The organism is Pseudomonas kitaguniensis (assembly GCF_049199985.1).
GTDB classification, from domain to species: domain Bacteria; phylum Pseudomonadota; class Gammaproteobacteria; order Pseudomonadales; family Pseudomonadaceae; genus Aquipseudomonas; species Aquipseudomonas kitaguniensis.
In genome coordinates this window covers 211,782-224,934 of the sequence record NZ_JBLZPT010000001.1, presented here as the reverse complement: position 1 = coordinate 224,934, position 13,153 = coordinate 211,782, and the positions used below count along the sequence as shown (strand labels likewise).

At 61.3% G+C, this 13,153-nt stretch carries 14 protein-coding genes; 6 read left to right on the top strand and 8 right to left on the bottom strand.

All coding sequences use genetic code 11. The features are described 5' to 3' along the window. Positions 1-6: 6 nt before the first annotated feature. The 5 genes from ACOZK9_RS01095 to ACOZK9_RS01075 all read right to left on the bottom strand — a co-directional run bounded on the left by ACOZK9_RS01095 (position 7) and on the right by ACOZK9_RS01075 (position 4,256). Complete coding sequence (locus ACOZK9_RS01095) at positions 7-1,029, bottom strand: SIS domain-containing protein (RefSeq protein ID WP_122250663.1); 1,023 nt, start codon at positions 1,027-1,029, stop codon at positions 7-9. Then, a complete protein-coding gene (gene nagA, locus ACOZK9_RS01090) occupies positions 1,010-2,116 on the bottom strand; it encodes an N-acetylglucosamine-6-phosphate deacetylase (RefSeq protein ID WP_122250662.1) in 1,107 nt (368 codons plus the stop codon). Before nagA ends, ACOZK9_RS01095 begins: the two co-directional genes overlap by 20 nt. 54 nt (positions 2,117-2,170) lie before the next feature. Further along, on the bottom strand, positions 2,171-2,902 hold the full coding sequence (locus tag ACOZK9_RS01085) for a GntR family transcriptional regulator (protein WP_152748779.1): 732 nt from the start codon (positions 2,900-2,902) through the stop codon (positions 2,171-2,173). 262 nt (positions 2,903-3,164) lie between these two features. After that, positions 3,165-3,668, bottom strand: coding sequence for a L,D-transpeptidase family protein (locus ACOZK9_RS01080; protein WP_152748765.1), 504 nt, complete (start codon positions 3,666-3,668; stop codon positions 3,165-3,167). Positions 3,669-3,707: 39 nt separating this feature from the next. Continuing rightward, a complete protein-coding gene (locus ACOZK9_RS01075) occupies positions 3,708-4,256 on the bottom strand; it encodes an NUDIX hydrolase (RefSeq protein WP_058414818.1) in 549 nt (182 codons plus the stop codon). Positions 4,257-4,403: 147 nt separating this feature from the next. On the opposite strand from ACOZK9_RS01075, the gene ACOZK9_RS01070 reads away from it, so the two are divergent. The 5 genes from ACOZK9_RS01070 (at position 4,404) to purT (ending at position 7,621) form a co-directional block, all read left to right on the top strand. After that, on the top strand, positions 4,404-5,006 hold the full coding sequence (locus ACOZK9_RS01070; RefSeq protein WP_058414817.1) for a CoA pyrophosphatase: 603 nt from the start codon (positions 4,404-4,406) through the stop codon (positions 5,004-5,006). Positions 5,007-5,041: 35 nt separating this feature from the next. Next, positions 5,042-5,566, top strand: a complete 525-nt coding sequence (locus tag ACOZK9_RS01065; RefSeq protein ID WP_152746776.1) for a gamma carbonic anhydrase family protein — start codon at positions 5,042-5,044, stop codon at positions 5,564-5,566. Continuing rightward, a complete protein-coding gene (locus tag ACOZK9_RS01060; protein WP_152748764.1) occupies positions 5,563-5,778 on the top strand; it encodes a DUF1289 domain-containing protein in 216 nt (71 codons plus the stop codon). Before ACOZK9_RS01065 ends, ACOZK9_RS01060 begins: the two co-directional genes overlap by 4 nt. A 124-nt stretch (positions 5,779-5,902) precedes the next feature. After that, positions 5,903-6,370: a preQ0 transporter gene (locus ACOZK9_RS01055; protein WP_421555110.1), complete on the top strand. Its 468-nt coding sequence runs from the start codon at positions 5,903-5,905 to the stop codon at positions 6,368-6,370. Positions 6,371-6,439: 69 nt separating this feature from the next. After that, positions 6,440-7,621 carry a formate-dependent phosphoribosylglycinamide formyltransferase gene (gene purT / locus ACOZK9_RS01050; RefSeq protein ID WP_152746777.1) on the top strand — a complete coding sequence of 394 codons (1,182 nt, stop codon included), beginning with the start codon at positions 6,440-6,442 and terminating at the stop codon, positions 7,619-7,621. Positions 7,622-7,716: 95 nt separating this feature from the next. Here purT and ACOZK9_RS01045 read toward each other — a convergent pair whose 3' ends face one another. From ACOZK9_RS01045 to ACOZK9_RS01035, 3 genes are all read right to left on the bottom strand, one after another. Then, entirely contained in the window at positions 7,717-9,027 is a 1,311-nt protein-coding gene (locus ACOZK9_RS01045; RefSeq protein WP_058414812.1) for an MFS transporter, read from the bottom strand. Positions 9,028-9,250: 223 nt separating this feature from the next. Further along, positions 9,251-10,489, bottom strand: a complete 1,239-nt coding sequence (locus ACOZK9_RS01040; protein ID WP_421555109.1) for a transporter associated domain-containing protein — start codon at positions 10,487-10,489, stop codon at positions 9,251-9,253. Between the two features lie 12 nt (positions 10,490-10,501). Next, on the bottom strand, positions 10,502-11,314 hold the full coding sequence (locus tag ACOZK9_RS01035; protein WP_058414810.1) for a cytochrome C assembly family protein: 813 nt from the start codon (positions 11,312-11,314) through the stop codon (positions 10,502-10,504). A gap of 234 nt (positions 11,315-11,548) precedes the next feature. Here ACOZK9_RS01035 and ffh point away from each other — a divergent pair, with 234 nt between their 5' ends. Then, positions 11,549-12,925 carry a signal recognition particle protein gene (gene ffh, locus ACOZK9_RS01030; protein ID WP_421555108.1) on the top strand — a complete coding sequence of 459 codons (1,377 nt, stop codon included), beginning with the start codon at positions 11,549-11,551 and terminating at the stop codon, positions 12,923-12,925. Positions 12,926-13,153: the final 228 nt, after the last annotated feature.

The following is a 13,153-nucleotide window of genomic DNA, read 5'->3' as shown; positions in this document are numbered from 1 at the left end:
AACCACTCAGTGAGTGCGGGTAACTTTGCTCAGGTGACGCGGCTGGTCCGGGTCCATGCCCCGAGCGACTGCCAGGCCTGCGGCCATCACGTAAAAACTCTGGATCGCCAGGATCGGGTCCAGGCTGGGGTGTTCGGCGCGGCTCAGGGTCAGGTCGCGCTCGGCAATGTCGTCTGGCGCGGCCAGCAACACGCGGGCGCCGCGCAGGCGCATATCGGCGGCCAGGCTCAACAGGCCAGCTTGTTCGGCGCCGCGTGGGGCGAACACCAGCAACGGGTAGTTTTCGTCGATCAACGCCATCGGCCCGTGGCGCACTTCGGCGCTGCTGAAGGCTTCGGCCTGGATCGCCGAGGTTTCCTTGAGCTTGAGCGCTGCTTCCTGGGCGATGGCAAAGCCTGCGCCACGGCCGATCACCATCAATTGCTGACAGCCGCGCAGGGCCTCGATGGCATTGCTCCAGTCTTGCTTGGCGGCTGCGCGCAACTCATCGGGCAGCGCGCGGCAGGCCTGCAACACATCAGCCTCCTGGTTCCAGTGGCCGATCAACTGCGCGCTGGCGCTGAGGGTGGCGATAAAACTTTTGGTCGCGGCCACGCTGAGTTCCGGCCCGGCGCACAGCGGCACGTGGTATTCGCAGGCGGCTTGCAGTGGCGAGTCTTCGGCGTTGACCAGCGAAATGCTCAAGGCCCCGCGTTTGCGAAGCAGGCGCAAGCTGTCGACCAGGTCCGGGCTTTGCCCCGACTGGGAGAACCCGAACGCCACCTGGCCGCTGACCTTCAGCGGCGCTTGCAACAAGGTCACTACCGACATCGGCAACGACGCCACCGGAATGCCCACGTGTTGCATGGCCAAGTAGGCGAAGTAGCTGGCGGCGTGGTCGGAGCTGCCGCGCGCGATGGTCATCGCCACCTGTGGCGGTTGATGGCGCAGGCGAGCGGCCACGGCTTCCAGCAGCGGGTCGAGGCGTTGCAGTTGCGCGGCCACGGCGTCACCGGAGGCCAGTGCCTCTTCAAGCATTTTTGAAGTCAATGGTTTCTCCTTCGACCATTACGTCGGTGAGGTGCAGGGAGCGGTCCATGCGCACGCAGTCGGCAAAGCTGCCGGGTTGCAGGCGCCCGCGTTCTGGCAGGCCCAGGTAGTCCGCAGGGAATTGCGACAGGCGTTGTGAGGCTTCGCTGATCGGCAGGCCGATTTTCACCAGGTTGCGCAGTGCCTGGTCCATGGTCAGGGTGCTGCCGGCCAAAGTACCGTCGGCCAGGCGCACGCCGCCCAGGCATTTGGTCACCGTGTGGCTGCCCAGCTTGTATTCGCCATCAGGCATACCGGCGGCGGCGGTGGAGTCGGTTACGCAGTACAGGCAAGGGATCGAGCGCAGCGCCACGCGCATGGCGCCGGGGTGCACGTGGAGTAAATCCGGGATCAGTTCTGCGTACGTGGCGTGGGCCAGGGCGGCGCCGACGATGCCGGGTTCGCGGTGGTGCAGCGGGCTCATGGCGTTGTACAAATGCGTGAAACTGGTGGCGCCGGCGGCGAGGGCGGCGACGCCTTCTTCATAGCTGCCCAAGGTATGGCCGATTTGCATGCGCACGCCGCGCTGGCTGCACGCGCGGATCAGCGCGTCGTGGCCGGCGATTTCCGGGGCGATGGTGATCACCCGGATCGGTGCCAGGCGCAGGTAGTCCTCGACTTCGGCCAGCAACGCGGTGTGCGCGAAGTTGGGTTGTGCGCCGAGTTTTCCAGGGTTGATGTAAGGCCCTTCAAGGTGCACACCGAGTACACGCGCGCTGCCGCTCGGGCGTTGCTCACAGAAGCTGCCGAGTTGGCCGAGCACGCGGGAAATTTCGTCGACCGGCGCGGTCATGGTCGTGGCCAACAGCGAGGTCGTGCCAAAACGCACGTGGGTGCGGGTGATGGTTTCGAAGGCGCCAGCGCCCTCCATGATGTCTTTGCCGCCACCGCCGTGTACGTGCAGGTCAATAAAGCCTGGCAGCAGGTACGGCAGGTCATTGTCAGCCGGGTCGCACGGCGTGCCTTCGGTGGCGACCACTTTGCCGTGTGCGTGGACCAGGCGGCCACGAATCCAGCCTTGGGGCGTGAGGATATTGTCTTCGGACATGGGGCAGTTCTCTAAGTCTGGCAATGGGCGGCAACGGCCTGTTGACGCGGCGTTCTAACGTCGAAGCTCTGCGACAAAGTCGTAGTAGTCGTTGCGGCAGTAGGTGTCGGTGATTTCAATCGGCGTGTTGTCGGCGGTGTAGCCGACCCGAGTCATCAGCAGCATGGCGGTGCCGGGGACAATGCCCACCAGCGTGGCGAACTCATCCGAGGCATTGATCGCCTGGATATGTTGCAGGGCACGCACGATGGGTTTGCCGATGCCGTCGAGGTATTCGTAAAGCGAATTGCCGATGGCCTGTGGATGCGGCAGCACCGAGGCGGGCATCGCGGTCATTTCAATCGCCATCACCGTATCGTCGGCTTTACGCAGGCGTTTAAGCCGCGCGACTTTGTCGGTGGGCGACAGCGCGAGGCGGATCAGCTCTTCATGGGTCGGCTGGGTGATGTCGCGCTCCAGCCACTGTGAGCTGGGCACAAACCCCTTGAGCCGGAGCATTTCGCTGAACCCCGAGAGGCGTGACAGCGGTTGTTCCAGGCGTGGCGTGATGAACGTGCCGGAGCCTTGGCTACGGCGGATCAGGCCTTGCGCAAACAACACTTCCAGCGCTTTGCGGGCGGTGACCCGCGAGAGGCTCAACTGCTCGCTGAGGACGCGTTCGGACGGCAACGCCTGCTCGGATTTCCACTGGCCGGCATGGATCGCAGCTTCGAGGTTGCGCGCCAATTGCAGGTACAGCGGCGTCGATTGTTTGTCGTCGGGGCGCAGCGCCAATATGGGGTTCATCATTAAGGTTTCCGACGCCGTTATTAGAGTGTTGTCGCTCGGTAATGGCTGGAAACTAATACCACTTAAATACCATGTCAATGCTGCAAAAACGGTGCAGGCAATGGTTTATAGGCACTTTATGGGTGCGTGGTGGCCAGTGGTATTAGAGAGGTCTTTGGCGCGCGCAGAAGTGTGCCGCCCGCGCAGTGAACTGGTATTCACCGGCAGGCAGTCGTGAGGGCGGGAAATATTTTTGAAATTTATTACCGGTGGTCAGCGATCAAGGCCGAATCTCGATCATCGTGCCGTCCTTGACCAGGTTCCACACTTCGCGCATGTCCACGTTGCGCATGCCGATGCAGCCGTCGGTCCAGTCCAGCGTATGGAACCACTGCTCCGGGTATTCCTCGGTGTCGGGGGTGCCGTGAATCATGATCATGCTGCCCGGTTTCACACCCTCGCGGCGCGCGCGGGCGGCGTCACTGATGTTCGGGTAAGAGATGTGCATGGCGAGGTTGTAACGGTCGCTGTTTTTACGCCAGTCGATCCAGTAAAAGCCTTCCGGCGTGCGGCGGTCGCCTTCAAACAGCTTGGCGCCCTTGGGGTTTTTGCCCAGGGAAATGCGATAGGTCTTGAGCGGCTTGCCGTCGTTGATCAGTTGTAACTGGTGGGCAGACTTGAGCACCAGAATTTTCTCGACAGGTTTGCCGCCGATGATTTCCACCGAAGAGGCCGACGACAGGGTAGCGAACGACAGGCACATAAGAGCGAGCAACCAACGCATTAAAACGTTTTCCCTTTTAAAAGGTGCGGCCTGGAGTTGTTATTTGGCCGACCGCGTCATCGGCGGCACCGACTCGCTGCGCACCGGGAATGCTTGTTGCCGACGGTCAGCGAAGAAGCATTCTAAGGTACGCCCGACCGTGCGGAAAGCCAGCTCGGACCAAGGGATGGAAGCTTCATCGAACAGTTGCACTTCAAGGCTTTCGGGGCCTGCGGCAAAGTCCAGGTCAACCAGCTCGGCGCGGTAGAAAATATGCACTTGGCTGATGTGCGGCACGTTGATCAAGGTGTACAGGCTCAGGTTACGCACGCGAGCGCAGGCTTCTTCCAGGGTTTCGCGTTCGGCGGCTTGTTCCACGGTCTCGCCGTTTTCCATGAAGCCTGCGGGCAGGGTCCAGAAACCCAGGCGCGGCTCGATGGCGCGGCGGCACAGCAGCACTTTATCGCCCCATACCGGCAGCGTACCGGCAACGATATTGGGGTTCTGATAGTGAATGGTCGAGCAGTGGTCACACACAAAGCGCAGGCGCGAGTCGCCTTCGGGAATGCGTTGGGTCACCGGTTTACCGCACTGGCTGCAGAAGTTCATGCTGGGGTTCCTGAAGAGTGGGCACATCTTGGCTTGGTGCCAGGCTTTACTGCAAGTTGTGGTTTAACGACAGGCAGCGGGTTTTGGGGTTGGGCGCCCGCACGCTTTGGTGCATGATGCAAGGTAGCCAACAGACCGAGATGACTCATGCTGGACGAGCTCCTTCGCCGGGTAAGCAACCATACCCCGCACACTCTCGAAACCGACGGGCGCTTCCCCGAGGCTGCCGTGTTGGTGCCGATTACCCGCAGTGATGAACCTGAGCTGATCCTGACCCTGCGCGCCAGCGGCCTGTCGACCCACGGCGGCGAAGTGGCGTTCCCTGGCGGGCGCCGCGACCCTGAAGACCCCGACCTGATCTTTACCGCGCTGCGTGAGGCGCAGGAAGAAATCGGCCTGCCGCCGGGGCTGGTGGAAGTGATCGGCCCGTTAAGCCCGCTGATTTCATTGCATGGCATTCGTGTCACGCCTTTTGTCGGCGTCATCCCGGACTACGTCGAATACCTGGCCAACGACGCCGAAATCGCCGCGGTGTTCAGCGTGCCGCTGGAGTTTTTTCGCCAGGACCCGCGTGAACACACCCACCGCATCGATTACCAGGGCCGCAGTTGGTACGTGCCCAGCTATCGCTTCGGCGAATACAAAATTTGGGGCCTGACCGCGATCATGATTGTCGAGCTGATCAACCTGCTGTATGACGATGCCCACATCAGCCTGCACCAACCGCCCAAGAGCTTCATCACTACCTAAGCCATCGTTTGAATGGCGCGCCGTGAGGAAACACCATGAAATACCGCTTGGGCGACGCCCGCGTAGAGACTCATCCACACAGCTGGGTGGCCCCGAATGCCACGCTGGTGGGCAAGGTCAAGCTTGAGGAAGGCGCCAACGTGTGGTTCAACGCGGTATTGCGTGGCGATAACGAACTGATCCTGATCGGCAAGAACAGCAACGTGCAGGATGGCAGCGTGATGCACACCGACATGGGCTACCCCCTGACGCTGGGCACCGGCGTGACGATTGGCCATAACGCCATGCTGCATGGCTGCACCGTCGGCGACTACAGCCTGATCGGCATCAACGCGGTAATCCTCAATGGCGCCAGGATCGGCAAGCACTGCATCATCGGCGCCAATTCGCTGATCGGCGAGGGCAAGGAAATTCCCGACGGGTCTTTGGTGATGGGCTCGCCGGGCAAAGTTGTGCGTGAGCTGACCGAAGCGCAAAAACGCATGCTCGAAGCCAGCGCTGCGCACTATGTACACAACGCGCAGCGCTATGCGCGTGACCTGGTTGAGCAAGAACAATGAACCCGACCGAACGCCCCGTCGCCTCGCCGTGCGTGAGCATTTGCGCGCTGGATGATGACGATATTTGTACGGGCTGCCAGCGTAGCGTGGAGGAGATCACGCGTTGGAGCCGCATGGACAATGCCGAGCGCCGGGTGGTGCTGGGGTTGTGCCATGAGCGGGCGTTGGCGAGCGGGTTGGTGTGGATGCCGCCGGGTAAATCCGGCGCCTGACAGACCGCTATCGCGAGCAAGCCCGCTCCTGTGGGAGGGGGCTTGCTCGCGATGAGGCCCCTGAAGACGACATATTCAGAAATGTGAAGTACCCTAGCCGGCTTGTTCACAGGTCCCGTCCGCCATGCTCTTCCTGATCGCTTACATCAGCAGTGTCGTGCTGATCAACTTCGCTTTTTCCACCGCCCCGCACCTGGATGTGATCTGGTCCGCGTGGGGCGGCCTGGTATTTATCTTGCGCGACATGGTGCAAACGCGCTTCGGCCATGGCGCGATCATCGCCATGTTGGCCGCGCTGGCGCTGTCGTACATCACCTCCGACCCGTCCATCGCGCTGGCCAGCGCCACCGCGTTCGGCCTGTCGGAGTGCATCGATTGGCTGGTGTTCAGCATCACCAAACGCCCGCTGCATGACCGCCTGTGGATAAGTTCGGCGCTGAGCATTCCTATCGATACCTTTATCTTTTTCGGCCTGATCGGCGCGCTGACGCCGGCGGTGGCAGGCACTGCATTGGTGTCCAAATTCGCCGGCGTGACGGTGGTGTGGCTGATCATGGCCTGGCGTATCCGCCAGCGCGCCGTCGCCAACTAAGGCCAATTTTTACAGTTCATGTAAAATGCCGGCCTTTCTCCCCATGATCCGCTCCCCTGAGGACCTGAGATGACCCGAATCGGAACTCCATTGTCGCCAACCGCGACCCGCGTTTTGCTGTGTGGCTGCGGTGAGCTGGGCAAGGAAGTGGTAATCGAGCTGCAACGCTTGGGCGTTGAAGTGATTGCCGTGGATCGCTACGCCAACGCGCCGGCCATGCAGGTTGCGCACCGCAGCCATGTGATCAACATGCTCGACGGCGCCGCCTTGCGTGCGGTGATCGAAGCGGAAAAGCCGCACTTCATCGTGCCGGAAATCGAAGCCATCGCCACCGCCACGCTGGTTGAACTGGAAGCCGAAGGCTTCACCGTGATCCCGACCGCGCGCGCCACCTCGCTGACCATGAACCGTGAAGGCATTCGTCGCCTGGCCGCTGAAGAACTGGACCTGCCGACTTCGCCGTACCACTTCGCAGACACCTTCGAAGACTACAGCAAGGCTGTGCAAGACCTCGGCTTCCCGTGCGTGGTAAAGCCGGTGATGAGTTCGTCGGGCAAGGGCCAGAGCCTGTTGCGCAGCACTGACGACGTGCAAAAAGCCTGGGAGTACGCTCAGGAAGGCGGCCGTGCCGGTAAAGGCCGCGTGATCATCGAAGGCTTCATCGACTTCGATTACGAAATCACCCTGCTGACCGTGCGTCACATCGGCGGCACCACCTTCTGCGCACCTGTCGGCCACCGTCAGGAGAAGGGCGACTATCAGGAATCCTGGCAGCCGCAAGCCATGAGCCCGATTGCCTTGGCGGAATCCGAGCGGGTTGCCAAAGCGGTGACCGAGGCACTCGGTGGCCGTGGCCTGTTTGGCGTGGAGCTGTTTATCAAGGGCGATCAAGTGTGGTTCAGCGAAGTGTCGCCGCGCCCACATGACACCGGTTTGGTGACCCTGATTTCTCAGGACCTGTCGCAGTTTGCCTTGCACGCACGCGCCATTCTGGGCCTGCCGATTCCATTGATTCGTCAGTTCGGGCCTTCGGCGTCGGCGGTGATTTTGGTGGAAGGGCAGTCGACTCAGACTGCATTCGCCAACCTCGGCGCGGCGTTGAGCGAGCCGGACACGGCGTTGCGTCTGTTTGGCAAGCCGCAGGTGAACGGCCAGCGCCGCATGGGTGTGGCGTTGGCACGGGATGAGTCGATTGAAGCGGCGCGGGCCAAGGCTACGCGTGCTTCGAAGGCTGTTGTGGTAGAGCTCTAGAACCGCGTCGCTTGCATCGCGAGCAAGCCCGCTCCCACATTTTGAACTGTGAATGCTTTCAAATGTGGGAGGGGCCTGCTCCCGATAGCGGTCTATCAGGCCACCTTGTTCAAATCATTATCACGCGTCTCTTTCAGGCACAGCACGGCAATCAAGCTGAGCAATGCCGCCGCCGACACATACCCGCCCACATAACTCAGCCCACCCATCGCCACCAGCTTGGTCGCGAAGAACGGTGCGGCCGATGCCCCGACAATCCCACCCAGGTTATACGCCGCCGACGCGCCGGTATAACGCACACGGGTCGGGAACAGTTCCGGCAACATCGCGCCCATCGGCGCGAAGGTTATGCCCATCAGGAACAGCTCCAATGCCAGGAATAACGCCACGGCCCACGTCGAGCCATGGGTCAGCAGCGGCTCCATGGTGAACCCCGACAAAATCGCCAGCACCGCGCCGACGATCAGCACCGGCTTGCGCCCGTAGCGATCACTGGCCAGTGCCGCCAGCGGTGTCGCCAGGCCCATGAACAACACGGCGAAACACAACAGCCCAAGGAAGGCTTCGCGGCTGTAACCCAGCGTTGAAACGCCGTAGCTCAGGGAGAACGCGGTGGTGATGTAGAACAGCGCATAGCACACCACCATCGACGCGGCGCCAAGTAACACTGGCAACCCGTGTTGGCTGAAGAGTTCCACCAGCGGCACTTTCACCGGCGCTTCGTTGGCCACGGCATGGGTGAACACCGGGGTTTCATGCAGCTTCAGCCGTGCATACAGGCCCACCATTACCAGCGCGGCGCTGAGGATGAACGGGATACGCCAGCCCCAACTGCGAAATTGCTCGTCGTTCAGGCTCATGGCCAATATCAGGAATAAGCCGTTGGCGGCCAAAAAGCCAATCGACGGGCCGAGTTGCGGGAACATGCCGAACCAGGCGCGTTTGCCTTTAGGCGCGTTCTCGGTCGCCAGTAGCGCAGCGCCACCCCATTCCCCGCCAAGGCCCAAGCCCTGGCCGAAGCGCAGCACACACAAGAGGATCGGCGCCCAGGCGCCGATGCTGTCATAACCCGGCAGCAAGCCGATCAGCGTGGTGCACACGCCCATCAGCAGCAAGGATGCGACCAATGTGGATTTGCGCCCGATACGGTCGCCGAAGTGGCCGAACAGCGCCGAACCCAGCGGGCGGGCGATAAAGGCGATGCCGAAGGTCAGGAACGACGCGAGCATCTGCGCGGTACCGGAGGTCTGCGGAAAGAACACGGGGCCAATCACCAGCGCTGCCGCGGTAGCGTAGATATAGAAGTCGTAAAACTCGATGGCGGTGCCGACGATGCTCGCGGTCGCAACCCGTGCGGTCGAGTTGAGCGGGGCGGCGGGCGCGGCCTCGTTATAGGTGCTGCTCATTGAGGTATCCCTGAAGGTCATTGCGCGTTTGGACGCGGATTATTATTGGTCGAACACCCATGGGTCAGGGTTGTGCGCCGCGCGGCTCGGGATGGGAGCAAACACGCGGTGGGGCAGGGCCGGTAAGCCGCCCCGATTATAGGAAGGGGTGTGCGCATACAACAAGGGCAGTGTGGGAGGGAGCAAGCCCCTTCCCACATTGGACTGAGTCGTGTCAGTCAGGTCAGGCAGCCACCGGCACTCGGCTGGTGTGCCAGATCAGCACTTTGCTGACGCGGTTGTCCTCGGTTTCGAGGATTTCCAGGCGGTAGCGGCCGATTTTCAGGCATACCGCGCAGTCCGGAATAGTCTCCAGCGCTTCGGTCACCAGGCCGTTAAGGGTTTTGGGGCCGTCACTGGGCAGGTGCCAACCGAGGCTTTTATTCAGCTCGCGGATCGACGCGGCGCCGTCGATGATGTAGCGGCCGTCGGGCTGCGCTTCAATATGCGGGTTGTCCGCACTCTGTTCGCTTTCGAATTCGCCGACGATTTCTTCAAGGATGTCTTCGAGCGTAACAATGCCCAGCACTTCGCCGTACTCGTCCACCACCATGCCCAGGCGGCGTTGCTGTTTGTGAAAATTCAGCAATTGCAACTGCAGCGGCGTGCTTTCCGGGACGAAGTAGGGTTCGTGGCAGGCGGCCAGCAAGGCTTCTTTGCTCAGCGTGGCGTCGGGCAGCAGGTGTTGAATCTGCCGCGTATTCAGCACGGCCTGCACCTGGTTAATGTCGCTGTGGAACACCGGCAGACGGGTACGCTGGGAGCAGCGCAGTTGCTCGATGATGTCCTCAATCGGGTCGTCCAGGTTGATGCCGTCCACTTCGCTGCGCGGCACCAGGATGTCGTTGACCGTAATGTTGTCCAGCGCATGAATGCCGGGCATGCCAGGCGTGCGGTCGTCGTCTGCGTCGGGCTGCGGTTCATCGTCGTGCTCGGGCAACGGCTCGTCGCTGTTTTTCACCGTGCCGGATTTGCGCGCAAAGGGGCGCAGCAACAACAGGCTGATGCCATTGAGCAACCAAGCCAGCGGGTAGAGCATTTTCAACGGCACGCCCAACAGCGTGTTGCCAAAACCCAGCACCGCTTGTGGGTGGCGAGTGGCCAAAGCGCGCGGCAGGTAATCGGCCAGCACCAGCAGCACGGCGCAGGAGATCAGCCAGCCGAGCCATGGGCCATTTTGCGCCCAAGCGTAAATCGCCAGCAGGGTGCACAGAATCACCACTGCAGCGCGACACAAGCTGTTGCACAGAATCAGGCTGTGACGTGGGAAGTTCAGGCGGGCGGCGGCTTTGTCACCCTGGCGTGTACCGGGGCGCAGGGCCAGCAGGTGTTGTTGCGCGGCTTCAATGGCGGTAAACAGCGCCGCCCACAAAACCAGCAAAGCGATTACCGCGAGCATCGGCCCAAGGGGCAAGTTGTCCATGATTGCTGCCCGTCAGATATGCAGGATGTATTCGCGAACCAGCTTGCTGCCAAAATAGGCCAGCATCAGCAGGCAGAAACCGGCCAGGGTCCAACGTATCGCCTTGTGCCCGCGCCAGCCGAGGCGGTTACGGCCCCACAGCAACACGCTGAACACTACCCAGGCCAGGCACGCCAGCAGGGTTTTGTGCACCAGGTGCTGGGCAAACAGGTTTTCGACGAACAACCAGCCGGAAATCAGCGACAGCGACAGCAGCGTCCAGCCGGCCCAGAGGAACCCGAACAGCAGGCTTTCCATGGTTTGCAGCGGCGGGAAGTTCTTGATCAGCCCGGACGGGTGCTTGTTTTTGAGTTGGTGGTCTTGCAGCAACAGCAGCAATGCCTGGAATACCGCGATGGTAAACATGCCGTAGGCGAGGATCGACAGCAGTATATGCGCGAGGATGCCCGGCTCTTCATCAATCACTTGCACGGTGCCGGTCGGCGCAAATTGCGCCAGCAACACCGTCAGCATGCCCAGCGGGAACAGCAGCACCAGCAGGTTTTCGACGGGGATGCGATAGCAGGCCAGCAGGGTCAGCGCGATCACGGCGGCGGCGATCAGGCTGGCGGCGCTGAAAAAATCCAGGCCCAGGCCGACCGGCGTCATCAAGTGGGTAAACAGGCTGGCGGCGTGGGCCAGCAGGGCGACGACGCCAAGGCCCACCAACAGACGTTTATCCGCTTTGGTGCCTTGGGCCAGACGAGTGCCCTGATAGAGAGTCGCAGCGGCATACACAATGGCGGCGGCGAGGCTGGGTAGCAAACTGGGTGACAAGGGGAGCATAAATCCTGATAGACAAGCCCGAAAGGCGCTGAGTTTGGCACACACCAACGCTGCACGAAAGACTCCCGGGCCAGACAGCGGGTGTGCACAGGCGCAGTCTTCGCTATAATCCGCGACCTGCCCACGCCGCAGGCTCGCCGAGCGCTGTTTTTAATAGCGATTTACCACAGCCTCGGCCGCCATTACCTCGGTCTACCGATGCACTTCGATGAATAGGGCCTGAAAGGATCGCGCATGTTTGAAAACCTGACTGACCGTCTCTCGCAGACGCTGCGCCACGTAACCGGCAAGGCCAAGCTGACCGAGGACAATATTAAAGACACCCTGCGTGAAGTGCGCATGGCGTTGCTGGAAGCCGACGTGGCGTTGCCTGTGGTCAAGGACTTCGTCAACTCGGTCAAAGAACGTGCGGTCGGCACCGAAGTGTCGCGCAGCCTGACTCCGGGCCAGGCCTTTGTGAAGATCGTGCAGGCCGAACTCGAAAGCCTGATGGGCGCGGCCAACGAAGACTTGAACCTCAGCGCCGTGCCGCCTGCCGTCGTGCTGATGGCGGGTCTGCAAGGTGCGGGTAAAACCACCACCGCTGGCAAACTGGCGCGCTTCCTTAAAGAGCGCAAAAAGAAAACCGTGATGGTGGTGTCGGCCGACGTTTACCGTCCGGCGGCGATCAAGCAGTTGGAAATGCTCGCCAGCGAAGTCGGCGTGACCTTCTTCCCGTCTGACCTGAGCCAAAGGCCGGTCGACATCGCCACCGCTGCGATTAAAGAAGCCAAGCTCAAGTTCATCGACGTGGTTATCGTCGATACCGCTGGTCGCCTGCACATCGACGAAGAGATGATGGGCGAGATCAAGGCGCTGCATGCCGCGATCAACCCGGTCGAGACGCTGTTTGTGGTCGACGCCATGACCGGCCAGGATGCGGCCAACACCGCCAAGGCCTTCGGTGACGCACTGCCGCTGACCGGCGTTATCCTCACCAAGGTCGACGGCGATGCCCGTGGCGGTGCTGCGCTGTCGGTGCGGGCCATCACCGGCAAGCCGATCAAGTTCATCGGTATGGGCGAGAAGAGCGAAGCGCTCGAACCGTTCCACCCTGAGCGTATCGCCTCGCGCATCCTCGGCATGGGCGACGTGCTCAGCCTGATCGAACAGGCTGAAGCCACGCTCGACAAGGACAAAGCCGACAAGCTGGCTAAAAAGCTCAAGAAGGGCAAAGGCTTCGACCTCGAAGACTTCCGTGACCAACTGCAACAAATGAAGAACATGGGCGGCCTCGGCGGCCTGATGGACAAGCTGCCGAACATCGGCGGTGTGAACCTGGCGCAAATGGGCAATGCCCAGGGCGCGGCAGAGAAGCAGTTCAAGCAGATGGAAGCCATCATTAACTCCATGACGCCGGCCGAGCGCCGTGACCCTGAGCTGATCAGTGGTTCGCGCAAACGTCGTATCGCCATGGGCTCCGGTACTCAGGTGCAGGACATCGGTCGCTTGATCAAGCAGCACAAGCAGATGCAGAAAATGATGAAGAAATTCTCCGCAAAAGGCGGAATGGCCAAAATGATGCGCGGCATGGGCGGTATGTTGCCCGGCGGCGGCATGCCGAAAATGTAAAGAATTCGAGCGGGAGCCTAGCTCCTGCTCCGACCCACAAGGATGTGGGATCTCCAGCAAACCCGCAGTTAGCGGGAGCTGACCAGCCGTTTTAACCGACGGCTCTATAGCAGATCTGAGTGGCACGCTGATAGGCGCCAGAAAAAGACATTTGCAAAAGTCCGGATATTCCTTAGAATATGCGGCCTTTCGGGCACCTATGCCCGCTGTGCATTTAGATTTGCAGCA